The sequence below is a fragment of the Kitasatospora paranensis genome (assembly GCF_039544005.1).
Taxonomy (GTDB): Bacteria; Actinomycetota; Actinomycetes; order Streptomycetales; family Streptomycetaceae; genus Kitasatospora; species Kitasatospora paranensis.
On sequence record NZ_BAABKV010000001.1, the window covers coordinates 8,013,849 to 8,038,204 of the forward strand.

23 protein-coding genes and 5 pseudogenes are annotated in these 24,356 nt (G+C 74.5%); 17 read left to right on the plus strand and 11 right to left on the minus strand.

Going from position 1 to position 24,356, the window contains the following annotated elements; translation table 11 throughout:
- Positions 1 to 105: 105 nt before the first annotated feature.
- A complete protein-coding gene (locus ABEB13_RS38060) occupies positions 106 to 1,353 on the minus strand; it encodes a S53 family peptidase (protein WP_345709184.1) in 1,248 nt (415 codons plus the stop codon).
- 371 nt (positions 1,354 to 1,724) lie between these two features.
- On the opposite strand from ABEB13_RS38060, the gene ABEB13_RS38065 reads away from it, so the two are divergent.
- Together ABEB13_RS38065 and ABEB13_RS38070 are read left to right on the plus strand one after the other, a co-directional pair.
- Positions 1,725 to 2,111 carry a PadR family transcriptional regulator gene (locus tag ABEB13_RS38065; RefSeq protein WP_345709185.1) on the plus strand — a complete coding sequence of 129 codons (387 nt, stop codon included), beginning with the start codon at positions 1,725 to 1,727 and terminating at the stop codon, positions 2,109 to 2,111.
- The gene (locus ABEB13_RS38070; RefSeq protein ID WP_345709186.1) at positions 2,101 to 2,778 is read left to right on the plus strand and encodes a hypothetical protein; all 678 of its coding nucleotides are present in this window, start codon (positions 2,101 to 2,103) and stop codon (positions 2,776 to 2,778) included. Before ABEB13_RS38065 ends, ABEB13_RS38070 begins: the two co-directional genes overlap by 11 nt.
- A 19-nt stretch (positions 2,779 to 2,797) precedes the next feature.
- On the opposite strand, the gene ABEB13_RS38075 is transcribed toward ABEB13_RS38070, so the two are convergent.
- Together ABEB13_RS38075 and map are read right to left on the minus strand one after the other, a co-directional pair.
- Positions 2,798 to 3,736 (minus strand): NAD-dependent protein deacetylase, encoded by a 939-nt coding sequence (locus ABEB13_RS38075; RefSeq protein WP_380232021.1) that lies wholly within the window; start codon positions 3,734 to 3,736, stop codon positions 2,798 to 2,800.
- 87 nt (positions 3,737 to 3,823) lie between these two features.
- Positions 3,824 to 4,590, minus strand: a pseudogene (map, locus tag ABEB13_RS38080) (type I methionyl aminopeptidase).
- A gap of 63 nt (positions 4,591 to 4,653) precedes the next feature.
- Between map and ABEB13_RS38085 the strand changes: the two are divergent.
- The 3 genes from ABEB13_RS38085 (at position 4,654) to ABEB13_RS38095 (ending at position 5,586) form a co-directional block, all read left to right on the plus strand.
- The gene (locus tag ABEB13_RS38085; protein ID WP_345709188.1) at positions 4,654 to 4,938 is read left to right on the plus strand and encodes a helix-turn-helix domain-containing protein; all 285 of its coding nucleotides are present in this window, start codon (positions 4,654 to 4,656) and stop codon (positions 4,936 to 4,938) included.
- Between the two features lie 103 nt (positions 4,939 to 5,041).
- On the plus strand, positions 5,042 to 5,335 hold the full coding sequence (locus tag ABEB13_RS38090) for a hypothetical protein (protein WP_345709189.1): 294 nt from the start codon (positions 5,042 to 5,044) through the stop codon (positions 5,333 to 5,335).
- A gap of 5 nt (positions 5,336 to 5,340) precedes the next feature.
- Entirely contained in the window at positions 5,341 to 5,586 is a 246-nt protein-coding gene (locus ABEB13_RS38095; protein WP_345709190.1) for a hypothetical protein, read from the plus strand.
- 46 nt (positions 5,587 to 5,632) lie between these two features.
- On the opposite strand, the gene ABEB13_RS38100 is transcribed toward ABEB13_RS38095, so the two are convergent.
- The gene (locus tag ABEB13_RS38100) at positions 5,633 to 7,093 is read right to left on the minus strand and encodes an MFS transporter (RefSeq protein WP_345709191.1); all 1,461 of its coding nucleotides are present in this window, start codon (positions 7,091 to 7,093) and stop codon (positions 5,633 to 5,635) included.
- Between the two features lie 75 nt (positions 7,094 to 7,168).
- On the opposite strand from ABEB13_RS38100, the gene ABEB13_RS38105 reads away from it, so the two are divergent.
- Positions 7,169 to 7,666 carry an ArsR/SmtB family transcription factor gene (locus ABEB13_RS38105; protein WP_345709192.1) on the plus strand — a complete coding sequence of 166 codons (498 nt, stop codon included), beginning with the start codon at positions 7,169 to 7,171 and terminating at the stop codon, positions 7,664 to 7,666.
- Between the two features lie 74 nt (positions 7,667 to 7,740).
- Here ABEB13_RS38105 and ABEB13_RS38110 read toward each other — a convergent pair whose 3' ends face one another.
- Positions 7,741 to 8,562, minus strand: a complete 822-nt coding sequence (locus ABEB13_RS38110; protein ID WP_345709193.1) for an ABC transporter permease — start codon at positions 8,560 to 8,562, stop codon at positions 7,741 to 7,743.
- A complete protein-coding gene (locus ABEB13_RS38115) occupies positions 8,559 to 9,668 on the minus strand; it encodes an ATP-binding cassette domain-containing protein (protein ID WP_345709194.1) in 1,110 nt (369 codons plus the stop codon). The genes ABEB13_RS38110 and ABEB13_RS38115 overlap by 4 nt, the downstream gene beginning before the upstream one ends.
- Before the next feature lie 410 nt (positions 9,669 to 10,078).
- Here ABEB13_RS38115 and ABEB13_RS38120 point away from each other — a divergent pair, with 410 nt between their 5' ends.
- The 4 genes from ABEB13_RS38120 (at position 10,079) to ABEB13_RS38135 (ending at position 13,523) form a co-directional block, all read left to right on the plus strand.
- Positions 10,079 to 11,368, plus strand: a complete 1,290-nt coding sequence (locus ABEB13_RS38120; protein WP_345709195.1) for a 2-isopropylmalate synthase — start codon at positions 10,079 to 10,081, stop codon at positions 11,366 to 11,368.
- Positions 11,365 to 12,240: a hypothetical protein gene (locus tag ABEB13_RS38125; protein ID WP_345709196.1), complete on the plus strand. Its 876-nt coding sequence runs from the start codon at positions 11,365 to 11,367 to the stop codon at positions 12,238 to 12,240. Before ABEB13_RS38120 ends, ABEB13_RS38125 begins: the two co-directional genes overlap by 4 nt.
- A gap of 400 nt (positions 12,241 to 12,640) precedes the next feature.
- Positions 12,641 to 12,904, plus strand: a complete 264-nt coding sequence (locus ABEB13_RS38130; protein ID WP_345709197.1) for a hypothetical protein — start codon at positions 12,641 to 12,643, stop codon at positions 12,902 to 12,904.
- An 82-nt stretch (positions 12,905 to 12,986) separates the two neighbouring features.
- Positions 12,987 to 13,523, plus strand: a complete 537-nt coding sequence (locus tag ABEB13_RS38135) for a P-loop nucleotide/nucleoside kinase family protein (protein ID WP_345709198.1) — start codon at positions 12,987 to 12,989, stop codon at positions 13,521 to 13,523.
- A 4-nt stretch (positions 13,524 to 13,527) separates the two neighbouring features.
- Here the strand turns inward: ABEB13_RS38135 and ABEB13_RS38140 are convergent, their stop codons facing one another.
- On the minus strand, positions 13,528 to 14,046 hold the full coding sequence (locus tag ABEB13_RS38140; RefSeq protein WP_345709199.1) for a DUF6584 family protein: 519 nt from the start codon (positions 14,044 to 14,046) through the stop codon (positions 13,528 to 13,530).
- A 104-nt stretch (positions 14,047 to 14,150) separates the two neighbouring features.
- A complete protein-coding gene (locus ABEB13_RS38145) occupies positions 14,151 to 14,720 on the minus strand; it encodes a TetR/AcrR family transcriptional regulator (protein WP_345709200.1) in 570 nt (189 codons plus the stop codon).
- Between the two features lie 70 nt (positions 14,721 to 14,790).
- Here ABEB13_RS38145 and ABEB13_RS38150 point away from each other — a divergent pair.
- Positions 14,791 to 15,281, plus strand: a pseudogene (locus ABEB13_RS38150) (FBP domain-containing protein).
- A 53-nt stretch (positions 15,282 to 15,334) separates the two neighbouring features.
- On the opposite strand, the gene lexA reads toward ABEB13_RS38150, so the two are convergent.
- Positions 15,335 to 16,039, minus strand: a complete 705-nt coding sequence (gene lexA, locus ABEB13_RS38155) for a transcriptional repressor LexA (protein ID WP_345709201.1) — start codon at positions 16,037 to 16,039, stop codon at positions 15,335 to 15,337.
- A 214-nt stretch (positions 16,040 to 16,253) separates the two neighbouring features.
- The gene (locus ABEB13_RS38160) at positions 16,254 to 17,141 is read right to left on the minus strand and encodes a hypothetical protein (protein ID WP_345709202.1); all 888 of its coding nucleotides are present in this window, start codon (positions 17,139 to 17,141) and stop codon (positions 16,254 to 16,256) included.
- Positions 17,142 to 17,275: 134 nt separating this feature from the next.
- Here ABEB13_RS38160 and ABEB13_RS38165 point away from each other — a divergent pair, with 134 nt between their 5' ends.
- The gene (locus ABEB13_RS38165; RefSeq protein ID WP_345709972.1) at positions 17,276 to 18,331 is read left to right on the plus strand and encodes a hypothetical protein; all 1,056 of its coding nucleotides are present in this window, start codon (positions 17,276 to 17,278) and stop codon (positions 18,329 to 18,331) included.
- 16 nt (positions 18,332 to 18,347) lie between these two features.
- Here the strand turns inward: ABEB13_RS38165 and ABEB13_RS38170 are convergent, their stop codons facing one another.
- Positions 18,348 to 19,082 (minus strand): hypothetical protein, encoded by a 735-nt coding sequence (locus ABEB13_RS38170; RefSeq protein WP_345709203.1) that lies wholly within the window; start codon positions 19,080 to 19,082, stop codon positions 18,348 to 18,350.
- A gap of 158 nt (positions 19,083 to 19,240) precedes the next feature.
- On the opposite strand from ABEB13_RS38170, the pseudogene ABEB13_RS38175 reads away from it, so the two are divergent.
- The 5 genes and pseudogenes from ABEB13_RS38175 (at position 19,241) to ABEB13_RS38195 (ending at position 24,291) form a co-directional block, all read left to right on the plus strand.
- Positions 19,241 to 22,711 (plus strand): annotated as a pseudogene (locus ABEB13_RS38175) (DNA polymerase III subunit alpha).
- Positions 22,712 to 22,768: 57 nt separating this feature from the next.
- Positions 22,769 to 22,981 (plus strand): annotated as a pseudogene (locus ABEB13_RS38180) (hypothetical protein); the annotation flags it as partial.
- 62 nt (positions 22,982 to 23,043) lie between these two features.
- Positions 23,044 to 23,577: pseudogene (locus ABEB13_RS38185) on the plus strand (DinB/UmuC family translesion DNA polymerase); the annotation flags it as partial.
- 6 nt (positions 23,578 to 23,583) lie between these two features.
- Positions 23,584 to 23,883 (plus strand): hypothetical protein, encoded by a 300-nt coding sequence (locus tag ABEB13_RS38190; protein ID WP_345710028.1) that lies wholly within the window; start codon positions 23,584 to 23,586, stop codon positions 23,881 to 23,883.
- A gap of 39 nt (positions 23,884 to 23,922) precedes the next feature.
- The gene (locus ABEB13_RS38195; protein ID WP_345709204.1) at positions 23,923 to 24,291 is read left to right on the plus strand and encodes a hypothetical protein; all 369 of its coding nucleotides are present in this window, start codon (positions 23,923 to 23,925) and stop codon (positions 24,289 to 24,291) included.
- Positions 24,292 to 24,356 lie beyond the last annotated feature (65 nt).

Consider the following 24,356-nt stretch of genomic DNA (forward strand, 5'->3'; position numbering starts at 1 on the left):
GCCGTGCGGCCGCGCGGCCCGGATCCGGTCCGGCGCCGGCCGGACCGGCCGAAGGGCCCGTTGCCCCGGTCGCAACGAGCCCTTCGGAGTCGGGACGGTCGGGGGTCAGCCCTTGAACGCGGTGGTGCCGTTCGGGGTGCCGAGGCCGGTCGGGCCGTCGTACCCGGTGGTGGCGGTGCACAGGTAGGACGGCGAGCAGCTGCCGTTCGAGCCGGTGGTCACGTCGTTGAGCGAGCCGGTGTGGGCGTAGGGGAAGGACGCCGGGCTGGAGCCGCTGGACGGGGTGCCGCCCAGGGCGTACACACCGGCGATGATCGGCGACGAGGCGCTGGTGCCGCCGTAGACCGCCCAGCCGCTGCCGCCGTACGTCTGGTAGACCGCGACGCCGGTGGCCGGATCGGCGACCGCGGACACGTCCGAGATGGTCCGCTTCGAGCAGCCGGTGTCCTTCTGCCAGCTGGGCTTGGCGTCGTACGCCGAGCAGCCGGATCCGGTGCCCTCGGTGGAGTTGGTGAGCCAGACGCTTTCGCTCCAACCGCGGCCGCTGGAAGTCTTCTTGAGCGCGGTGCCGCCGACCGAGGTGACGTAGCGGGAGGCCGCCGGGTACTGCGCGCCGTACGCGGAGTCGCCGGCCGAGACCGTGATGGCGACGCCCGGGTGGTTGAAGTAGGAGGAGTCGTACGAGGTGTCGGCGGACGATTCGCCGCCGCCGTAGCTGTTGGAGACGAATTTGGCGCCGAGGTTCACCGCGGTGTTCACCGAGGTGCCGAGATTGGCCATGGTGGCGCTCTTGGCCTCGACCAGGATGATCTTCGCGTTGGGGGCGATCGCCGAGACCATGTCGAGGTCGAGCGATATCTCGCCGGCCCAGCCCGAGTTGTTGGCCGGCAGGGTGCTGGAGCCCGTCTGGCCGACCTGCTTGAAGCAGCCGCTGGCCTTGGTGCAGGCGGGCAGCCCGTACTGGGAGCGGTAGACGGCCATGTCCGACTCGGCGTTCGGGTCGTTGTAGGCGTCCACGATCGCGATGGTCATGCCCGCACCGCCGTTGGCGGGCAGCGCGTATGCGCTGAGCAGGTCGCTCGGGCCGAAGCCGGAGGGGGTGGCGTTCGGGGTGACGCCGCGCGGCTGCACACGCTCGGCGGTGCTGGTCACCCGCAGGGCGTGGCAGGCCATGGTGTCGCCCTTGGCGAGGGTGTCGCACGCCTTGACCCAGGACGTGCCGTCCTTGGTGTAGACGTGCGGCGCGGCCGTGGCGCCGGCGGGGACGGCGGACACGAGGCCGGAGAGCGCAAGGGCGGCGGTGCCCGCGACGGCGAGGGCGGCGCGGCGGGCGGATGCGGTGGGGGTACGCAAGGAAATGCCTCCTGTGGCTGGGTAAACCGGGGGCAGTGCATGCCGGAGCCGCGCGTGGACGGGTGGGTGCCGAGAGCGGCGGCCGGGCAGGGCGGAGCTGCGGGGCGTTGGGGCCGCCGCTCCAGGGGTGGATGGGGATCCGGGGTACTGGCGTTCGAGGCTAGTGAGCCATGCTCATGTCCAACAAGAGGGCGTGGGGAATCAGAACTTCCCCTTTACCTGCGGTTGGTGACGGTAAAGCAGCGCTGTCCAAAGGCTCCTTCGCCTGCGCAGTGACGTTCGGTCACATCGGGGTGCCGGATCATTGGGTTGCCGCTGTGATCTGCACAAGACCCTTGCTGTACAAGACTCTTGCCATGCAAGATAGTCGGGTGGAAGACGCCGAGGCCCCCGACGACATCGGTGCGCCCCGGGCACAGTGGCTGCGCGGCGTGCTGGACATGTGCCTGCTCGCCGTCATCGCCGAACAGCCTGTCTACGGATACGAGATGACCGTCCGCCTTGCCGACGCCGGACTCGCCGTGGCGAGCGGATCCATCTACCCGGCCCTCGGGCGGCTGCGGAGCAGGGAGTTGGTGGAGGTGTTCCGCCGCCCCGGCGACGGCGGCCCCGACCGCACCTACTACCGACTCAGCCCCCGCGGCACGGAGGCACTGGGCGCTTGGGGGCAGGAGTGGCGCCGGTTCGCGCAGGGGGTCGGCACATTGGTGGCGGGAGAGCCGGACACCCGGCAGAGCGGAGCGGACCGTGAGCAGTGACGTGCTGGCCCAGGCGCGCAGGACGTGGCGACGGCTGGGAGTGCCGAGGCAGGCCGCCGGTGAGATGGCGGAGGAGCTGGCCGCGGACCTCGCGGCCGCGGCGGCCGACGGTCGCTCCGCCGCCGAGTACGTCGGTGGCGACGCCGTCGCCCTGGCCCGGACGTGGGCCGCGGCGCGCGGTCTCGTCCGTCCGAGGATGACCCTTCTCCCGGTCGCCGCCGCGGCCGTGCTCGGCGCGCTGCCCGGTGGGTTCACCGGGCTCTTCTGGGCCTTCGCCCCCGGCTCGGCCTTCCCTTCGTTCCTGCTCGGGCACCCCACTGCGGCCGGGGCTCTGCCCCAGCCCGCCTGGGCGGCCGTCGCCCTGTACCTGGCCTCGGCAGCGGCAGGCTACGCGGGCTCGCTCGCCGCCGTCTCCGCCGTGCTGCGCCACCGTGCGGACCCGTGCCGGCGGCCGACTGTGCGGGCGCTGGCCGCGGCCCTGCCGGGCGTGGGTGCGCTGGCGGCCGCCGGTGGCATCGGTCTCGCCGGAGCCCTGGACTTCCAGCTGTCCGCCTTCCGGCCGGTGTGCCTGGTGGTGGTGCTGGTCACGGCCGCCGGTGCGGCGGCCGTCCGCGCGGCAGTGGTGCTGCGCGCCGGGGCGGGGCGCACGGCGGTCCCGCTCCCGTGACCCGCCGCTCCGCGGACGGTCAGGGCAGTGGCGGCTCGTCCCTCAGCTGGTCGGCGAGCGCCGACAGTGCCGCGCCGAGGGGCAGGGCCGCCCTGGTCGTTGCGTAGGGGTCGCCACGGGTCGCGCCCTGGTTCACGATCGCGACCGGCTTGCCGGTCCGCGCCGCGTGCCGGACGAAGCGCAGGCCCGACATCACCGTGAGCGACGACCCGAGGACGAGCAGGGCGCGGGCGCCGTCGACCAACTCGTAGCACCGCTCGACCCGCTGCTTGGGGACGCTCTCGCCGAAGAACACCACGTCCGGCTTGAGGACTCCGCCGCAGGCCTCGCACGGTGCGATGCGGAAGTCGTCCACCAGCGCGGCCGGCAGCTCGACGTCGCCGTCCGGATTGACGTGGGAGCCGTCGTCCCGGAAGGCGCTGTTCAGTGCGTGCAGACGCCCGGCGAGGTCCTCGCGCGCACTGGTGCGCCGGCAGTCCAGGCAGATCACCCGGTCGAGTCCGCCGTGCAGTTCGACCGCGTCGAGCGTGCCGGCGGCGCGGTGCAGGCCGTCCACGTTCTGGGTGATCACGGCGGAGACGTGGCCGGACCGGCGCAGCCGTTCGACCGCCCGGTGCCCCGCATTGGGCTCCGCCCGGGCGATCGCCCGCCAGCCCGCGTGGCTGCGCGCCCAGTACCGTCGGCGCCCCTCCTCGCTCGACGTGAACTCCTGGTACGTCATCGGCGTGTGGCGGCGCAGGCTCCCCGTGGCGCCCCGGTAGTCGGGAATGCCGGACTCGGTGGACAGCCCGGCGCCGCTCAGGACCGCCACGTTCCGTCCGGCGAGCAGCCGTCCGATCTCGTCCAGCGCCGCGATCGAGGGCGTGGCCGGTGGCGGGTTCGTGGCCGGTGGCAGGGTCGGTGTCGCGCTGTGCGGTACGGCGCCGGCGGCCGCCGGGTCGTCGGGCATCCGGTGCATGGCCATGCTGAAAGCCTAAGGGGCGGCACCGGAAAGCCTTCGGGGAGAGCGGCCGAGGCCGGCTGCCGCCGGTGAGCGCATCCGGGGTCAGGGCAGGGTGAGGATGCGGGGGCCGTCCGCGGTGACGGCGACGGTGTGCTCGATGTGGGCGGCCCGGCTGCCGTCGGTGGTGCGCAGGGTCCATCCGTCCGGGTCGGTGCGGTAGTCGTTGTGTCCGCCCGCCATGAGCATGGGTTCGATGGCGAGGGTCAGGCCGTGGCGCAGGGGAAGCCGCGGCCGGGCCGTCCGTGGTTGGGGACGTGCGGGTCCTCGTGCATCCGGCGCCCGATGCCGTGGCCACCGAAGTCGGTCGGCATGCCGCAGCCGGCCCTGCGGGCGACCGTGCCGACGGCGTGGGCGATGTCGCCGATGCGATGGCCGACGGTGGCGGCGGCGATGCCGGCGTCCAGGGCCTGCTGGGTGGCGGCGATGAGTTCCAGGTCGGCGGGGCGAGCGGTGCCGACGGTGAAGCTGATCGCGGCGTCGCCCGTCCAGCCGTCGAGTCGGGCTCCGCAGTCGATGCTGACCAGGTCTCCGTCGTGCAGGCGCTGGTCGCCGGGGATGCCGTGCACGACGGCGTCGTTCACGGAGGCGCAGATCACCGCGGGGAAGGGGTCGGGGGCGAAGGACGGCTGATAGCCCAGGAACGGGGAGTGCGCCCCGGCCTCGGCCAGGACGGTGCGGGCGGCTTCGTCGAGCTCCCGCAGACGGACTCCCACGCCTGCCGCCTCGCGGACGGCTGCGAGCGCGTGGGCCACGACGCGCCCGGCCTCTCGCATCGCCTCCAGTGCCGTGTCGGTCTTGATCTCCACCATGGGTCGTGACTCTCCTGCGGTGCGGCGTTGTCCAATACTTATACCGGTATTAGTATCACGGACATGGTGAGAGTTCCCTTGACCCCGGAAGAGCGGCAGCGCGGAGAGCGCTTCGGGGCGCTGCTCCGGCAGGCCCGCGGTGACCGCAGCATGGTGGACGTGGCAGCGGCGGCCGGGGTGTCCGCGGAGACCCTCCGCAAGATCGAGACCGGCCGGGCCCCGACCCCGGCCTTCTTCACCGTGGCGGCCCTGGCCTACGCACTGGGCCTGTCGCTGGACGACCTGGTCGCCGCCTGCGCCGAGGGCGTCGAGGACACCGATCGCGGCGTTCAGGCAGTCTCGGCGTGAATACCGGACCTGTGGGCTTGCAGGACGGACGGCTGATCGGCCCGCCCAGTGCTGCTCCGCGGACGTTCGTGGCGTGCGTCGGCCGGGCGACTATGATCCATCCATGATCGATCCGGCCGACGTCGACGACCGCTTCGGGCGCCTGGCGGCGGAGTACGGCCTCCGGCGGACGGCCGCACACGGGACGGTCGTTCGCCGGGAGTGCTACGAGGACGACGCGTTCGATCTCCGTCCGCTGCACTACGAGCGGAACCTGAGCCGTCCGGGTCGTCGTCTCGCGGAGCGGCCGGACCTGGCGCGAGACCATGTCCGGCTCGGGTTCACCGCGGACGACCGCCTGGTGGTCAAGCTCGAGTACAGCGGATTCCTGGGTGCGACTACGCCGACGACCGGGTGACGCGCGTGGTGACCCACCACGGGGAGCGCCAGTCCGCACTCCTGGGCCCGCTCAGGCCCTTTGCGGTCATCGATGCCGCCTACGACGAGAGCGGTCTGGCCCGCCTGGAGTCCTCCGATCCCCGAGGCCGCGCGGAGGTGACCCACGAACGCCCACCGACCGGCTTCACCGTTGCGGACGCCTGGCGGACTGTTCGGAACGAACTGCTCCACCGACACCGCCGCCTCGGCGACCTTCCGCACCGCGCCTGACAAGGGCTGCCCGGGGAGCACACCGGAGGAGCCGCGGATGGGGACGTCAGGGCCGGTTCGGTACGAGGGGGCCGGCCGCCGGGTCTCCCGTCGCCTCCACCTCCACCTCCACCTCCACCTCTGCCTCCACCTCCACCTCCACCTCCACCTCTGCCTCCGCCGCTGTCTGCACCGCAGCGGGCTCGGTGTAGGACGGCAGTTCGCGCATCCGGCGCAGCGGCGACAGGAAGACGGGGAGGAAGGTGAGCGACTGGCCGACCGCCCCGGCCAGCAGCGTGGCGCGGACGCCGATCGCCGAGCCGAGCAGGCCGCCGAGCAGCGACCCGAAGGGCAGCGTGCCCCAGACCAGGAACCGCATCGTCGCGTTCATCCGGCCGAGCAGTCCGGGCGGGCACAGCGCCTGCCGGAAACTGACCTGGTTGATGTTGTAGACCATGATGCCCATCCACATCGCGACCTGCGCGACCGCGAGCAGCCCCAGCGTCCAGTCACGCTGCACGAACGCGGAGACCAGCGCGCAGGGGCCGGCGACCGTGCTCGCGATCCAGATGGCCGGCCCCTGGCCGACCTTCGCCGCGAACCGCCGGGCCACCAGCGCACCGACCAGGCCGCCCGCCGCCGCGGTGGAGGTGAGGAGGCCGATGGCGCCCGGTGAGAGCCGGAGTTCGCGGGCGAGCAGGACGTAGAAGACGGCCGAGACGATCGAGCCGAAGAGGTTGGCCGAGCTGGTGCACACGGCGATGGCGCGGAGCATCGGGTTGCCGAGGACGAACCGCAGTCCGTCGCGGATCTCCCGGCGCAGGCCGCGGTCGGGGCCGCGCTCGGGACGCGGCGGCCGGGACTCGATCCGCATCACCCACGCGGCCGACCACAGGAAGCTCACCGCGTCGACGAGCAGCGCGTACGGAGCGGTGAGTGCCTGGATCAGTGCGCCGCCGAGGCTCGGGCCCGCGATCTGGCTGACCGAAGCGCTGGCCTGGAGCTTGGCGTTGCCCTCGACCAGCAACTCCCGGGCGATCAGCTGGGGCAGGTAGGACTGGTAGGCCACGTCGAAGAAGACCGTGCTCGCCCCGGTGGCCAGCGCGACGACGTACAACTGCTCGATCGTCAGCACGCCGAGCAGCTGGGCCACCGGGATCCAGGCCAGCAGGGCGGCCCGCACCAGGTCGTTGACGATCAGCACCCGGCGGAAGCGCATCCGCTCCACCCACGCGCCGGCCGGCAGGCCCACCGCGACGAACGCCGCGGTCTCGCACGCCGCCAGGACCCCGACCTGCCAGGTGTCGGCGTGCAGCACCAGGACGGCGACGAGCGGAAGCGCCAACTGGCCGACCGTCGTTCCGAACTGGCTGATCGTCTCGCCGGCCCACAGCCGGCGGAAGTCGGCGTGCCGCCGGAGTGCGCTTCGGCCGGTCCGCCGGTCGTCCGGGCATGCGGCAGAGGACTCGGGTGGGCATGCGGGCGAGGGCTCGGGCGAGGGCTCGGGCGAGGGCTCGGGAATCGTCATGGGGACTACCGTGGGAAAGTGATTGGGTTTTGTCAATCACTTGGTCTCCCGGCGGTCTTCAGTAGGCTGCAGGCCATGACCGAACGCCGGCCGGCGACCGACGCCGAGGCGAAGGCGCTGGCCTCCGCGCTCCGCCTCCGGATCCTGCGCATCTGCCTCGGCGAGGCGCACACCAACCAGGAGATCGCGGCGATCCTCGGCTGCGCCCCGGCCACCGTGCTGCACCACACCAGGACACTGGTGCGCACCGGCTTCCTGGCGGCCCAGGAGGAGCGACGCGGCGCGCGCGGCGCACGGGAGATCCCCTACCTGGCGACGCGGAAGTCGTGGCAGCTCGATTCGGCCGCACACGACCGGTCGGTGCTCGACGCGTTCCTGCAGGAGCTGGCGCTGACCCCCGCGGCCGAGGTCGACAGCACCCGGCTCGGGCTGCGCCTGCCTCCGGCGGAGATGGAGGACTTCCGGAGGCGGCTCGGCGCCCTGCTGGAGGAGTTCGCCGCCCGCCCGGACGACCCGGCCGCGCCCGCCTGGTCGCTCTTCCTGGTGGTGCACCCCGACCCGAACCGGCCCTGACCCCCGGACCGCTAGCCCGCCCCCGGACCGCGACCCTGACGCGCGGACCGCGGGGCGCGGCGCCGGCTGCCGGCTCAGACCGCCCTGCGGTAGAGCCACACGCCGAGCGGGGCGAACACGGCGATGATCCCGGCGTCCCAGGCGAGCGCCTGCCAGACGGCGCTGGTGGCCGGGCCGCCGAGCACCAGCACCCGGACGGCCTCTGCCGTCTTGGAGACCGGTTGGTGGGCCGCGAAGGCCTGCAGCCAGCCGGGCATGGTGCTGACCGGGACGAACGCCGCCGAGGCGAAGACGAGCGGGGCGAGGATCGGGAAGGCCGCCGCCTGGGCGGTCTCCGGGTCGCCGACGGCCATCCCCACCACGGCGAAGATCCACGACATGGCGAGGCCGAACGCGAGGACGAGCAGGATCCCGCCCAGGAAGGCCGGGACACCTGCGTGGATCCGGAAGCCGATGGCGAAGCCGACCGCGGTCATCAGTGCCACCACGAACACGTTCCGGGCCAGATCGGCCGTCGTCCTGCCGACGAGCACGGCCGAGCGGGCCATCGGCAGGGATCTGAACCGCTCCATCAGCCCGGTCTGCATGTCCGTCGCCAGGCCGATCGCCGTGTTCATGGCCCCGAAGACCGCGGTCTGGACGAAGATGCCGGGGATCAGGAAGTCGGCGTACGACACCCCGTTCAGGGCCGGGGCGACGACGCCGCCGAAGACGTAGCGGAACATCAGCACGAAGACCAGCGGCTGGATGGTCGAGAAGACCAGCAGCCGGGGCACCCGCCGCAGGGCGATCAGGTTGCGCCACGCCACGGCGAGGCCGTCGCGCGCCATCGCGGCGATCGACAGGCCCCGCCGGGCCGGGCTCAGCGGGCTGACGGAGACGGCGGGAGCGGTCATGGCGTGTCCTCGGGGGCCGAGCGGGCGGTCTGGCGGGCGGAGTCCGCGGAGGTGCCGGGCGCGCTGCCGGGCGAGGCGCCCGGCCCGGTGCCTCCGGACGTGTCCTGGGGACCGGCCGCGGAGGTCGGGCCGGCTCCGGAGGTCGGGGCGGCTCCGGTGGCAGGGGCGGCCGCAGTGCGGTGGCCGGTGAGGGCCAGGAAGACGTCGTCCAGGCTGGATTCCCGGACCGCCACCGAACGCGGCACGAGGCCGTTGGCGTCCAGGACGTGCAGCACGTCGAGCAGCAGCGCGGAACCGTCCCGGGAGGCCATCCTCAGCCGGGTGCCCTCCCGCTCCGGCACCTCGGGGAAGCGCCCGGTGAGCACGGACGCCGCCTGCACGGCCCGCGCCTCCGCGGCCATGTCCAGCTCGACGACCGTGTTGCCGAGCCGCGCCTTGAGGGCGGCGGGGGTGTCGTCCACGATGATCCGGCCCTCGTCGACCACGGCGACCCGCTCGGCGAGCCGGTCGGCCTCCTCCAGGTACTGGGTGGTGAGCAGGACGGTCGTCCCGTCCCGGACGAGTTCGCGGATCAGTTCCCACAGGGCGTTGCGGCTCTGCGGGTCGAGACCGGTGGTCGGCTCGTCCAGGAACAGCACCGGCGGGTCGGGGACGAGGGCTGCGGCGACGTCCAGGCGGCGGCGCATGCCGCCGGAGTAGGTGCGCACCGGGCGGTCGGCGGCCCCGGCCAGGTCGAAACGGTCGAGGAGCTCGCCGGCGCGCGGCCGGATCCGGGGGCGGTGGAGGTGGGTGAGCTTGCCGATGAGGCGCAGGTTCTCCCGGCCGGTGAGGTTCTGGTCCACCGCGGCGTACTGCCCGGCCAGCCCGATCAGCCGCCGGACGGCCTGCGGCTCGCGCACCACGTCGCGTCCGAGCACCTCGGCGTGCCCGCCGCTGGGGCGGAGAATGGTGGTGAGGATCCTGATGGTGGTGCTCTTGCCGGCACCGTTGGGCCCGAGGAGGCCGAAGACCGAGCCCGGCGGCACCTCGAAGTCCACCCGGTCGAGCGCGACCACCGGCCCGAACCGCTTGCTCAGACCGACGACGCTGATCGCTGGCTGCTCCATGGACCGTCCTCCACACGACGTGGCGGGTCGAGCCGTCCTGCGAGCCATTCTCGCCCCGGCCGGTGCCTGCCGCCGTCCGGGGCGCCGCGCCGCCAGTCCGGCGGGGGCGGGGTCACCGAGTGCCGGGTCCGAGCGCCGGGTCCGAGCGCCGGGTTCGAGCGAAGCCCGGTCCGCGGGGAGGGACGGACTCCGGGGCGCGATTGTCCCTGATGACTCACCCTGTCGTGCGTGGGACAACGTGATCCGCTCGAAAGGGTGATCCACCGTCCCCGCCCCCGGCAGGCGCACCCGCTGCCCTGCCACGATCACCTCGCCGGTGGGCGTTCACGACCGGCCCTGCCGCGCCGCCCGTCCGAGCACCTCCGGACGATCCGCTGCGGCCGGGGCCGGTCCGGGGAAGGGAGGCCGACGTGGTCGGTGGCGAGGCGGTCGTCGGTGACGTGGTCGGCGACGTGGTGCGAGAGTCGGCGCAGGCGGGGCGATTGGTGGTGTGGGAGGAGTCCGCGCGCGACGGCGCCCAGGCCAAGACCCTGATGCCTGCCGAGCTCCGGGTGCGGGTGGCGTGCGAACAGGGGCGGATGTTCGGCGGCGACGGGCCCCGCCACGTGGTCTTCGCCGCCGGGTTCCCGGCCGTCTGCGGTGAGGAGTTCGAGGCCGTGCGCCGGGTCGCCGTCGAGGCGGAGGGGGCGGTGAGCGTGGCCGCGGTCTGCCGGGGCACCGAGCGCGACGTCCGGCAGGCGCTGGCCTCGGTGCGGGGCACCGCGCACGCCCGGATCATGGTCGTGGTGCCGGCGTCCGAGGCGATGGCGCAGGTCATGGTCCACCGGGGTGCCCGGGAGGCGTTCGAGGACGCTGTCGCCCTGGTCAAGCAGGCCCGTGACCTCGACGACCGGATCGCGGTCGACCTGTGCCTGGCGGACGCCGCCCGCGCGGACCACGGACTGGTGGCCGCCGGGGCGCACGCCATGACCGGGGCGGGGGCGGGCACGGTGATCCTCGCCGACACAGTCGGTGCCCAACTGCCCGCCGAGACCGCCGCGATGTTCGCCCGGGTCCGGGCCCGGACGGGGCCGGAGGTGGTGCTCGGCTGTCACCTGCACAATGACCTCGGCCTTGGTCTGGCCAATACCCTGGAGGCGCTCAGGAGCGGTGTCCGGGTGGCCTCGACCGCCTGGCTGGGCCTCGCGGAGCGCTCCGGGCTGCCCGCCACCGAGCAACTGCTCTTCCTCCTCGCCCACGACCCCGACCGGGCCGGCCCGCTGGTCGGCGCCGAGGACGGCGGCCGGCTCTGGTGGACGCAGCCCGACCTGACCCGGCTGCCCGGCATCGCGCGGTCCGTCTCCGCCGGGGTCGGCCTCCCGCTCACCGTCACCACGCCGATCGTCGGTACGGGGGTGGGCACGATCTCCACCGGCACCCCGTTCGTCCACCCCGAGCTGTTCCAGCCCTTCGACCCCCAGGCCCGGTTGGGCATCACGCCGACCGTCGTCCTGACCCACCTCGCCAGCGCCCGCGTCGTCACCGCCGTCGCCGCACGCCTAGGCCGCGACCTCGACCGCGCGCAGGCGAGGACGGCGATGGCCTGGGTGAAGTCCCAGGCCTACCGCACCGGCCGGGCGGTGGTCGACGAGCAGTCGTTCGCCGCCTATCTGGACGGTCTCGCGGCAGCGGCCGGCGCCCCGGAACGGGGCGCACCGTGAAGCCGGACGAACCCGCTGCCGACGGCCCGGCCCACGACGGCCCGTCCGCCCACGATGGTGCCGCCACCGGTGCCCTGCGGGCCACACGTACGGCCAGGACTCCCGGGGCCACCGACCTGGCCTCGATCGGCCGGGCCCTGGACCACGGGGCCGCGGTGGTGCTGCCGAACCCCGCCCCGCTGACCCACGTCGTGGCCGGCACCGATCCGCAGGCGGTGAACATGGCGAAGGGCCGCCCCGCCGATCAGCCGGTCGCCCTCTGGGCCCACCACCCCGACACCCTGACCGCCCTCGGCCCGGTCCTCGACCTCGACCCGGCCGGGCTCGCCCTGGTCGGACGGCTGCTGGCCGACGAACTCCTCACCCTCCTCGTCCCGTTGCGGCCTGCCGTCCGCCTCCCCGGGTGGCTGGCCCCGGCGAGCAAGGACGGCTGGGCCCTGCTGTTCGGGGCCCGCTGGGCACCGCTGCGGCAGCTCCTCGACCGCACCCCGGTCCTGTACGTCAGCAGCGCCAACCGCACCGGCCGGCCGCCCGCCGCCACCCCGGCCGAGGCCGTCGCGATGTTCGCCCCGGCCACACCGGTGCTCGACACCGCCGACCTGCCCGACACCGCCGATCTGCCCGACACCGCCGACCTGCCCGACCGGCTCACCGGGCACCGCGCGGCCCCGACCGGGAGCGCGCCGGTGCGCCGGGCGACGACCACCCTCAGACTCCATCCCGACGGCCGCCTCGCCCTGCACCGCCACGGTGCCCAGGACCACCCGTACCCGGACGCCGCCGCCTACCTCGCCCGACTCCGTGCCGTCCTCCCGGAGGCTTCGGTGCAGGCTCCGGTGCAGGACGCGCGCCGTGCCGGCACCGCGGACTGAGGCCGCCCGCCCCCGCTGCGCCCGCCCCCGCTGCGCCCGCCCCCGCTGCGCCCGGCCCCGGGGTGCCCGCCGCCGGATACCCCGACCGGCGCGACCCGGGGACGGACCGGGACAATCGGCGCGTTCGCATCCTGTCCTTCCCCGAGAAGTCCGTACCGCGCGACCTGCGCCGCCAGGTACGCGACCTGCAGAACGAGGCATGGCCGCCGGGCGACGGCGATCCGGTGCCCGCTGTCGATGCGCCGGTCCACGACCCCCTGCTGCGCCCGCGTTCGATGCTCCTCGTGGACGGGGACACGGTGCTGGCCGCCCTCGACATCCTGTCGACGTCGATCGTGCACGCCGGCCGGCGCGCGGACGCGGACACGGCCGGCACCTGGTGGCGGCAGCGCGCGAAGCCATGCGCGCGGCCAGCCGCCTCGACCTCGGTGTCTTCACCTGCGACCGCGCCCTGCGGGCGTTCTACGAGAGTGCCGGCCGGCAGCACGTCCCCGGCGCCGTCCTGGTCGGCGGCACCGCCGACGCCCCCTTCGCCAGCGACCGGCCGGGATTCGACAAGGTCGTGATGGCCGCCCACTTCACCCTGCACGGCCGCCTGACCCCGGCGACCTTCCGCTCCGCGCGCATCGAACTCCACCCGGGCGTGATCGACCGGCTCTGGTGACCCGCGATCGACCGGCTGCGGTGACCGCCGTCGCGGAAAACCGCGATGCGGTGCGGGCGGCCGGCTCGGTAGCCTCACGCGCATGGACGATGTCGACGGTTCGGCCCTGTCCGCCGCGGCCGCTGTGTTCGCGCCGGAGCCCGGCACCGTGGTGCTGATGTGCGGCCTGCCGGGTTCGGGGAAGACCACCTTCGCGCAGGAGCTCGAACGGCGGGGCTACACGCGGCTGTCCATCGACGAGGTCGTGTGGCGCCGGATCGGGCGGGACGCGGCGGAGCTCGACCCCGACGTGTACGAGCGCCTCAAGTCCGCCGCCGAGCAGGAGCTCGGGCACGAACTCATCCGGCTGATGGACGCCCGGCAGCCCGTCGTCGTCGACTACAGCTTCTGGAGCCGGGCCACTCGGGACCGGTACAAGGCCCTGGTCGAGAGCCACGGCTGCCGGTGGGAACTCGTCCGCCTCCTGGCCGACCCGGACACCCTGCTGCGCAGACTGGCCGCCCGCAACGGCCGGCACGGCGCCAACTGCGTCACCGTCTCCGAGGAACTCCTGAACCGCTACCTCGCGGGCTTCGAGGAGCCGGTCGGCGAGGGCGAGCGCGTCGTTCCCCAGCGGTGACGCGTCAGAGCATGCGGACGAGGCTGATGGCACCGAGGATGACGAGCAGCAGCAGGAAGAGGACGGTCACGACCGCCGTGCCGCAGCCGAGGAAGCGCAGGACGGGGGAGGAGGCGCCGCCGTCGTGCTCCCGGCTGTCGGGCCGGAGGTCGTCCCAGTCGACGGGGTGGCCCGCATCGGCGGTGGCCGCCTCGCGCAGTTCGGCGAGACGCGCCCGGGCGAACGGGGTGGCCGCGGCGGACTCGGGCCCCCGCCATGCCAGGGCGACCATGCAGGCCGCAGGCGTGTGGTGACGCGCTTCGAAGGCCGCGGTCTCCTCCGGGTCGCGGTCGTCGTCCAGGTACAGCCAGCGCCCGGCCTCGGTCGGCTCGCCGTACAGCCGGTAGATCTCACCGAGGCGGCGACGCACCCGGAGGTCGGTGGGGTAGGAGCAGACCAGGCCGCGCAGCCGCTGCCGCGCCATCGGCACCCGGCCCGCACGGAGGTCCGCGTCGGCGGTGGCGAGTGTCTGTTCCACGGTCACCGCCACATGATCGCCGATTGGGCCGGTGCCGCCTCCACCGGGGCCCGGCCCGGGGCCCTCGTCGAGGATCGCCGGCCCGGCCCTGGCGCTGGACGGGATCGCGGTCAGGCCGTGGGCCAGGTCCGGAGCAGGGCGTCGAGGCCGTCCAGGATCCGTGACCAGGACTCCTGGGAGTCCGGGGCGCTGTGGCTGAAGCCCCCGCTCATCTCCAGCGTGACGTAGCCGTGGAAGAAGCTGCCCAGCAGGCGGACGGCGTGGGTCTGCTCCGGTTCCGCGAGGTCGTAGCCGCGGAGGACCGCCCGGGTCATCTGTGCGTGCCGGCTGCCGGCGCTGGCGGCCGCCGCCTCCGGGCTCAGTCTCAGCTGGGCCGCGGCGTAGCGGCCGGGATGCGCGCGGGCGTAGTCGCGGTAGACGTCGGCGAGCGCGGTCAGGGCGTCCTTGCCCGCACGTCCGGCCAGGGCGTCGGCGCCGCGGTCGGCCATCTCCTCCAGGGCGAGCAGGGCGATCCGGGTCTTGAGGTCGTGGGAGCTCTTCACGTGCGAGTAGAGGCTCGCGACCTTGACGTCGAACCGCCTGGCGAGCGCCGAGACGGTCACCTGCTCGAAGCCGACCTCGTCGGCCAGTTCCGCGCCGGCCTGGGTCAGGCGCTCGCCGGTCAGCCCTACGCGTCCCATGACCCTCCTCTCATTGCCTGAGTCGATTATGCATTTGCCTAAGAGCTTTAGGCAAATTAGCCTCACCCTTATGAAGCCGCTGACCGAGCAAGAGATCCGCACCGCGTTCGTGAACTGCACCAAGGGCGAGGCCAAGCGCCTCGCCGTCCCCCGCGACCTGGCCGACGTGCCGTGGGCGGACCTCGACTACCTCGGCTGGCGCGATCCCCAGGCCCCCGGCCGCGCCTACCTGGTGGCGGAGTTGGACGGCCTCGCGCGCGCCGTTGCGCTGCGCTCCCCACCACTGCCGGCGGGCACATGCGGCGCAGCATGTGCTCGATCTGCGTGACCACCCACACCGGCGGCGTCTCGCTGATGGTGGCGCCGAAGGCCGGACGGGCCGGACAGCAGGGCAACTCGGTGGGCCTCTACCTCTGCAGCGACCTCTCCTGCTCGCTGTACGTACGGGGCATCAAGGACGCGGGCGCCGGCGCGCGCCTCCACGAGACGATCACGCCGGAGGAGAAGATCCAGCGGACGGTGGCGAACATCGCCGCGTTCGTCGCCAAGGTGACCGCCTGAGTCGTCGGCCGGGCTCGTCGGCTAGGCCGTCCGTTCGGCTCGTCGGTCGGGGCTCAGAGGCGGCGCAGGACGGCGACGACCTTGCCGAGAATGACCGCGTCCTCCGCCGGGATGGGCTGGTAGGCGGGGTTGTGGGGGACGAGCCAGCTGCGGGCGCCGTCGAGCCTCAGGCGCTTCACGGTGGCCTCGCCGTCGATCATCGCGGCGACGATGTCACCGTTCTCGGCGACCGACTGGCGACGGACGGTCACCCAGTCGCCGTCGCAGATCGCCGCCCCGAGCATCGACTCCCCGCGCACGGTCAACGCGAACAGCTCGCCCTCGCCGACGATCTGGCGGGGCAGGGCGAACACGTCCTCGATGTCCTGCTCGGCGAGGATCGGCCCGCCGGCGGCGATCCGCCCGACCAGCGGAACCCGCACGCTCCCCGGCCCCGGCTGCATGGCACCGGCCAGCAGGCGGTCCTCGGCCGACCTGTCGTCGTCCCACACCCGGTAGGCGCGCGGGCGGCGCGGATCCGCGTACAGCACGCCCTTGGCCTCCAGTTGACGGATCTGGTGCGCCACCGAGGAGGTGCTGCTCAGTCCGACGGCGGCGCCGATCTCGCGCATGGACGGCGGGTATCCGCGGCTCGCGACGGTGTCCCGGATCGCGGTGATGATCGCGCGCTGGCGCTCGGTCAGCCCGTCGCTGCCGGCCCGGCCGAGGCCCGGGCGCCGGCCGGGGCGGCCCGGCTCCGGGGTGGTGGTGTCCGGCATGGCGCCCCCTCGCTTCGGTTTCGGTCGGCTTCGGCCGTAACCGGCCCCGCCCGGGATTGGAACATCTTTTCACCGGAAACGGAACTCGGCCCCCGTCGGGCGCAGGGTGCGGGAGGCCTGCCGCCGTCGACCGCTCGCACGGACCGCTGCGACCGGCTGCCGTGACCGGCTGCCACGATCGGCCGTCGGCGCAGCAACGAGCGCAGCACGCCGACTAACCGCCGTCGAGATCCTCCAGCGCCCGCTGCGCGGCCTCCGCGCGGGCCTTCGCCGCCTCGGTCTGCCGGGCCGCCTCTCCGTGCTCCGCGCGCAGCCGGTCCTCGGACTGCCGGGCGGTGAGCAGCCCGTCCTCGGCCGCCCGCAGGGCCTGCGCGGCCTCCGCCACGGCCTGCTCCGCCCGCTCGCGCCGCCCGGTGAGCTCGGCCTGCTTCCGGGTGAGGTCGGAGAGCGCGGCATGCGCGGCGTCGAGCTCGGCCGCGGCCCGGCCGAGTGCGGCGCGGGCGGCCACCCGGGCCGCGCGGTCCGCGGTCCGTCGCCGCTCCTGATCCGCCTCGGCCGCCGACCCGTCGACCGGGGTGGCCCTGCCGCCGCCGTTCCCGCCCGGGGTCGGCCCAGGCGCGGCAGGGAGGCCGGCCGGCATCTCGTCGAGCGCGGCGGGGAGGCATCCCGCCGCTGCCAGCCGGGCGGCCCCCTCGTCGGCGGTGGCCGCCCGCAGCGTCCGCTCCACCTCGCGCTGCTGGGCCTCGCTCAGCTGCTCTCCGCGGGCGGCCGCGTCCCGGACGGCCAAGGCGGTGAGCACGGTGATCGTGCGGTGGCGGCGCGCCGACAGCTCGCGCAGGGCCGGCCCGTCGCCGTCCCGCTGCGCGGTGCGCAGCGCCCGGCCCAGGTCGAGCAGCCCGGTCAGGTCGGCGGCGTGCGCCCTGGCAAGGAGGTTCACGGCGTGCGCGGCCGCGGTGGGCCTGCGCAGCTTGCGGATCCGCGCGGCCAGCGCCCGGTCTCCGTCCTGCCGCGCCCCGGCGGCGGCGCGGTCGCGTGCCGCTGTGAACTCGCCGACCGGCAGCGCGTAGAGCGCCGCTGCGAGCTCGTCACCGGTGTCCGCCATCTCCACCGGACCTTCCTGCCTGCGCCGACGGGTGCCCCGGAGCCGATCCTCCGACACACCCGCGCGGGGTGCCACCGGTCGTGACCACCCCCACCGCGTCGGCCGGCCGGGGCCGGCTGTGTACGGTCGCGGGCATGCCGAGAACAACGCCTTCGCGCCCGCTCGATGTCGAGGAGCTCTTTCCGGGGCTGGCGGCCCACCGGGGCACCACCACCCGGCTCCATCCGCGCCCCGGGCGGCCGGACGCGTCGGTCAGTTCGGTGGGCGGCCCGCTGCTCTGGCCTGTGGACGAACCGTGGCCGGTCTGCACCGAGCCGCACGGTCACGCACGTGGCCGGCGGCCGGCCGACATCCACCGCCGGCGGCAGCTCCTGGCGGCCGCGTGGCTCCGTGATCCGCAGCGCGGCCCCACGGACGGGGAACGGGAGGAGCTCCGGGAGCTCGACCGGCGGCACCGCGTCGACGGGGTCGACGCGACGGATCCGCTGCCGCTGATCGGTCTCGCACAGCTGTACCGGAGGGACGTGCCCGACCTGCCGGCCGGGCCGGACGACTGCGATCTGCTCCAGGTGTTCTGGTGCCCCTTCGACGCGCACGGCCCGACCGGCCACGGCATGCTGCTCGACCTGCGCTGGCGCAGGTCCCGGGAGGTCACCGAGGTGCTGACCGCCCCGCCGCAGCCTCAGGTCGTCGGCTTCGAGGGGTATGTGCCGGAGCCGTGCGTGCTGCATCCGGAGCAGGTGACCACCTATCCGTTCGCCGGCCTGCTCCCGGAGGAGCTGTGCGCCCGGATCGACGCCTGGGACGAGGCGATGGACGAGGCGATGGACGAGGCCTGGGACGAGGCCGAGGAGTCGGCGGGCGGGGACGACGCCGTGGCGTCGGTCCGCTACCAGGACGACCTGTCGATCCCGCCGGGCTGGCGCGTCGGCGGCTTCGCCTCCTGGCACCTCACCGACCCGGCTCCGATGGACTGTCCCAGCTGTGCGACGCCGATGGAGCTGCTGCTGACCGTCGACAGCTCGGAGTGGGACGGCGGCAGCGGCAGCTGGATGCCGCTGGAGGAGCGGGGACTGCTCCCGCGCCCGTCCGCCGATCCGACCGGGGTCAGCGTGGGCCGGTGGGGCGAACTCAACGTCTTCGCCTGCCCCGGGAGTCCCGGCCATCCGCACCGCTGGAGCATTCAGTAGGCCGCGTGAGGCGGCGTCAGGCGTGGACGGCCGCCTGATCGGCCACGGAGAACTCCGCCCGGCACCCGGTGCACCGTGCGGTTCCGAACAGGTGGGTGAGGGCGGTGGCGACGTCCTCCCGGCCGTCGGCGAGCGCCGTGCGGTGGAGGCGTCGGCCGATGCCGTGGAGGTCGGCCGGGTCGGCGGGCCGCAGGGGGAGCGTGGTGGCGTCCGCGGCCGGGGTCCAGTCGCCGCTGGTGGAGAAGTGGCCGTACGGGCCGATCGCGATGAACTGGCCCGCGCTGCAGTGCGGGCAGTAGAGCTCGTAGCCGCCGTTGGCGAGGCCCCGGCCCAGCTCGGTGCTCCAGACCGGGACACCCTCGAACGCCAGCACCGACTCCAGCAGGTAGACGTACTCGGCCGGGTCCTTGGCGGCGGCGAGCGCCGGGCGCAGCTCCTGTGCCGTGTGCAGCAGGGTGGCGACGGCGGCGGCGTGGGTCGTCCGCACCTCGGAGTCGCGGTCCTGTCCGCCCAGCACGGCGCCTGCCAGGAAGAGGGCGTTCACCCGCGAGTCGGGGTCGCCCGTCGCCGCGAGGGCCGCCAGCCGGGGCAGCGCGGCGAAGCTCGCCGGGCGGGTGCCGCCCTGGGGGTAGAGGGCCTCCCAGAGCCGGTTCCAGCTCGCGTCGTCCGGGTCCGCCTCGATCCCGTCCAGCAGGGCGGGGACGTCGTCGGCCGGGCCGGGTGCGGGGCCGAGATTCGACCGGTCCGTCATGTGCGCCCACCCCGTCCGTCGCCGTCCGGCGCCCGTGTGGCGGGGCCGGGCCGTCACGGGCAGGAGCCGGACGACACGGGAATGGTGCCACTCCGGAATGCATTCGCACAAATATTCGAACAGGCTCTAGTGTGGAGGGTGCGGCGGGGGAGCCGGAAGTGCACGTCGGGGGTCGTGGAGCAAAGGAGGCGGCCACCCTGTTCACCCACCTGCACGTCGCCTCCGGGTACTCGGCCCGGTACGGCGCCTCGCTGCCCGACGCGCTGGCGGCCCGGGCCGCCGAGCAGCACCTGGGCGCGCTCGCGCTGACCGACCGGGACACCGTCGCGGGTGCCGTCCGCTTCGCGAAGGCCTGCGCCGTGTCCGGCATCAGGCCGCTGTTCGGCGCCGACCTCGCCGTGCCGCTGCTGCGCCCCGTCCCCGCCGCGACGGGCGGCGGGCCGGCGGGCGCGCGGCAGCCGCGGACACCGGTGCGCGGCGGTGCCTTCGTGGACGAGTCCGCGCCCCGCATCGTGCTGCTCGCCCGCGACCGCACCGGTTGGGCGAACCTGTGCGCGCTGATCACCGCGGGCTGGGCGGGCCGGGCCGAGCGCGGCGGCGGGCAGCCGGTCGTCCCCTGGGAGGCGATCGGCCGGCACGCCGAGGGCCTGACCGTACTGCTGGGGCCCGCCTCCGAGCCCGTCCGTGCCCTGGCGGCCGGCCGGCCCGACACGGCCGCCGAGCTGCTGGAACCCTGGCGGGAGGTGTTCGGCCCGCACCTGCGGCTGGAGGCCGTGCACCACTGCCGTTCCGGCACCGCCCCCGGCTCCCTCCGGCTCGCGGCCCGCACCGTGGGCCTCGCCGCCGACCTCGACCTGCTGGCCGTGATCACCAACGCGGTCCGCTACACCGAGCCCGCCCAGTCCCGGATCGCCGACGTCCTGGACGCCGCGCGCCTGCGCGTGCCCGTCCGGGCCGGGCGGGTGTGCAACGGGGAGCGCACCCTGAAGGACCACCGCGAGATGGCCGCCCTGGCGGAGGAGGTCGCCCGCGCGGCCGGCCAGGAGAACGGGGAGCGGCCCACCTGCTGGCGACCACCGCCCGCACCGCGGGCGACTGCCGCCTCGATCCCGCAGCGGACCTCGGGATCGGCCGGGTGTCCTTCCCGGAGGAGCACGTCATCGGCGCGGCGCCGGGCACCTCGGCCCGAATCCTGCGGGAGCGCTGCGAGGCCGCCCTGGTCCGGCGCGGCTACGACCGGTCGAAGGCGATGCGCACCCGGCTGGAGGAGGAGCTGCGCGTCATCCAGACGCTCGGCTGGCCGACGTACTTCCTGACCGTGGCGCAGGTCGTCGACGACGTAAGGGAGATGGGCATCCGGGTCCAGGCCCGCGGCTCCGGCGCGGGCTCGCTGGTGGTGCACCTGCTGGGCATCGGCGTCGCGAACCCGCTCGACCACGAGCTGATCATGGAGCGTTTCATCAACCTGCGGCGCCGGAGCCTGCCGGACATCGACATCGACGTGGAGTCCGCCCGCCGCCTGGACGTGTACCGCCGCATCATGGAGCGGTTCGGCACCGACCGCGTCTGCACCCTGTCCATGCCGGAGACCTACCGGGTGCGGCACGCCGTCCGCGACGCCGGCCTCGCGCTGGGCCTGCCGCCGGACGAGGTCGGCCGCCTCGCGAAGGCCTTCCCGCACATCACCGCCCGCTCCGCGCGGACGGCCCTCGCCGAACTCCCCGAACTGCGGGGCCTGGCCGCGCACGCCGACCGCTACGCACGCCTGTGGGACCTGGTCGAGGGCCTCGACGCGCTGCCGCGCGGGACGGCCATGCACCCCTGCGGCGTGATCCTCTCCGACGACACCCTGCTGCGGCGAACCCCGGTCGTCCCCACCCCGGGCGAGGGCTTCCCCGCGACCCAGTTCGACAAGGAGGACGTCGAGGACCTCGGCCTGCTCAAGCTCGACGTCCTCGGGGTGCGCATGCAGTCCTCGATGGCCTACGCCGTCCAGGAGATCGAACGCACCACCGGCCGGCGGATCGACCTGGACGACACCGCGCAGGTGCCGCTGACCGACCCGAAGGCGTACGAACTCCTGCGCGAGGGGAGTCGCTGGGCGTGTTCCAGCTGGAGTCGCCCGGCCAGAAGGACCTGCTCGGCCGCCTCCAGCCGGAGACCTTCGCCGACCTGGTCGCCGAGATCAGCCTGTTCCGGCCCGGCCCCGTCCAGGCCGACATGATCAGGCCGTTCCTGCTCGGCCGGCACGGCCGACGCCCCGTCACCTACCCGCACCCCGATCTCGAACCCTGGCTCCGCTCGACCTACGGCGTGGTCATCTTCAACGAGCAGGTCGCCGGCCTGTTCTCCGTCATGACCCGCACCGACCTCGCGATGGGCGAGGAGGCCCGCCGCGCCCTCGCCAGGCCCGACCGCGTCCCGGCGCTGGAGGCCTGGTACCGCCGCAGCGCGGCCGCGGCCGGACACCGGCCCGAGGTCGTCGACCAGGTGTGGACGATGCTCGAGAACATGGGCGCCTACGGGTTCGCCCGCAGCCACGGCGTCGCGTTCGCCCTGCCGACGCTGCAGTCCGCCTGGCTGAAGGCGCACTACCCGGCCCCGTTCTACGCGGGCCTGCTGGAGCACGACCCCGGCATGTACCCGAAGCGGCTCGTGCTGGCGGACGCGCGGCGCCGCGGCGTCCCGGTGCTGCCCGTCGACGTCCAGCACTCCGGCACCGACTACCGCACCGAGCAGCTCGCCGACGGCCGCCTCGGCCTGCGGATCCCGCTCGCCGACGTCCGCGGCATCACCGAGGACATCGCCGACCGCATCGCCGCCGGCCGCCCGTACACCGACCTCGCCGACTTCTGGGCCCGCGCCCGCCCCTCCCTGCCCATCGCCGAACGCCTCGTCCGGATCGGCGCCCTCGACGCGCTGGCCCCCGGCGCGCACCGTCGTGAACTCCTGCTCCAGGTCGACGAACTCCACCGCAGGCAGCGCACCACGGCGATCCCCGCCCAGCTCGTCCTCGCCCCAGCCGCCGCGCCGGCCCCGGATCGACGGGCCTGCCCGGGATGAGCCCCGCCGAGGAGATGCAGGCCGAACTCGACGTGCTCGGCATGGACGCGAGCCGGCACCTGATGGAGCCCTTCCACCCCCTGCTCGCCGAACTCGGCGTCACCCCGTCCCACCGGCTGGCGGACCACCGGACGGGTGAGACCGTCCTGGTCGCGGGGGCCAAGGTCGCCATCCAGACCCCGCCCATGCGCTCCGGCCGCCGGACGGTCTTCGTCTCGCTCGACGACGGCAGCCAGGGCGGGCAGGTCGACCTCACCTACTTCGACGACACCCACGAGCAGGCCGCGTACCCGCTCTTCCACCACTTCCTGCTGCTCGCCCGCGGGACGGTCTCGCGCCGCGGCGCATCGATCACGGTCATCGGCACCTGCGCCTGGAACCTGCAGGAGGTCGCCGACGCCCACCGCACCGGCGGCACCGCCGCCGTCCGCGCCTACCTCGCCCGCACCACCGCCACCCCGGCGGACCCGGCAGGACCTACCGCCGACGGCGACCGCCCCGACCGCGAGCACCGCACCCCCGGCGCCGGCCGGCTCTGGCACGCCAGCCCCGGTTCCGCGGGCTGAGCGGTGCCCGACCCACGAAAGGAGAAGGACGGCATGCGCGCGACAGGGCCGGGCGGCATGACGGATCGTTCGATCCTCCACGTCCGGCTGAACCGGCCCGGGTTCGCCGTCTACGGCGAGGTGTTCGGCGTGCTCGGCGACATCACCCCGGTCGTGCAGGCCCTGCCGCCCGACTCCGCCGTGCTCGACGTCACCGGCGCCCTCCCGTACTTCCGGCGCACCCCCGAAGGCCTCGCCGACCTGATCGCGACCCGCCTCCTCGCCCGGTTCGGGCTGGACGCGGCCATCGGAGCGGGCCCGAACCGCCTGCTGGCCGGCCTGGCCGCGGACAGTTGCGCACCCGGCCGGATCCGCGTCCTCGCACCCGACGGCCCGGACACCGAGCGCTTCCTGCGCTCCCGGCCCGTCGAGGCCCTGCCCGGCGTCGGCCCGGCGCTCAGCCGCTCGCTGATCCGTTACGGCGTCACCACCGTCGGCGAACTCGCCGACCTGCCGCCCGCGACCGTGCGGCGGATCGCCGGGGCGAGCACCGGCCGCCTCCTGCACGATCGCGCCAACGGCCGGGACCCGCGCACCGTCGCCCCTCCGGCCCGCCCGCCGGGATCAGCGCCGGCCGACGCTTCGACACCGACGTCCTCGACCCCGACCACGTCCGCCGGACGATTCTCGACCTCGCGGTCGACCTCGGTGCCCGGCTGCGCAGCGGCCACCGGACGGCCCGGGCCGTCGAACTGCAGATCACCTATGCCGACCGCAGCTCCACCACCCGCTCCCGGACGCTGCGCGAGGCCACCGCCCACACCCCCGCACTTGCGGACACCCTCTACGCCCTGCACTCCGCACTCGGCCTGCAGCGGGCCCGGATCCGCTCGGTGACCGCCCGTGTCGCCCACCTCACCGACGCCCAGGCGGGGTCCACCCAGCTCACCTTCGACCGCACCACCGAGGACCGCCGCACCCTGGAGCCCGTCATCGACCGGGCCAATCTCCGCTGGGGCACCGGCACGCTCCGGCCGGCCGTCCTCACCGCGCCCGCCGCAGTGCGCACCGGTTCCGCCGGTGGGCCCGGCCGCGGCACGAACCATCGCCCGGCCGGTCGGGCTGACCGGGTCGACCCGGCGGACGCGCGGCCGGGACGCCCGCCGTTGTCAGAGGTACCTGCAAGGCTGTGAGCAGCAGGCGAGGTCGGCGATGGACAGGGGTCGGGTGCGATGGGACTGCAGGGTCAGGTCTGGCGGCTCACGTGCGGGGACGCACCGGCGGGCGAGATCCTCGTCGAGGAGGCCGACTTCCCGTGGCTCCGCGGCCGTTTCGTCGCGGGCCCGGCCTTCGCGGCCGTCGAGCCGCTGTTCGCCCGGTGCCGGGCCCTGGCCGACTCCGAGGAGTGGGAGGCCTTCGACACGGCCTACGAGGAGGTCGGGAAGGCCGTCGTCCTGGCCTCGCCGTCCGGCCCCGTCGCCGAGTTCCTGCTGCACATCCAGGACGGCCGGGCCTGGTTCCGCTGGAGCGACGAGCCGTTCGCCGCGACCGCGGAGCACCCGACAAGGCCCGCCCCGAATCGTCCGCCCTGCGGACCATGAGTGCACGTCACCTTCCATCAGTACCGGTTGCGGCACACCGGCGCCGCCCGCCGTCGCGGGTGGTC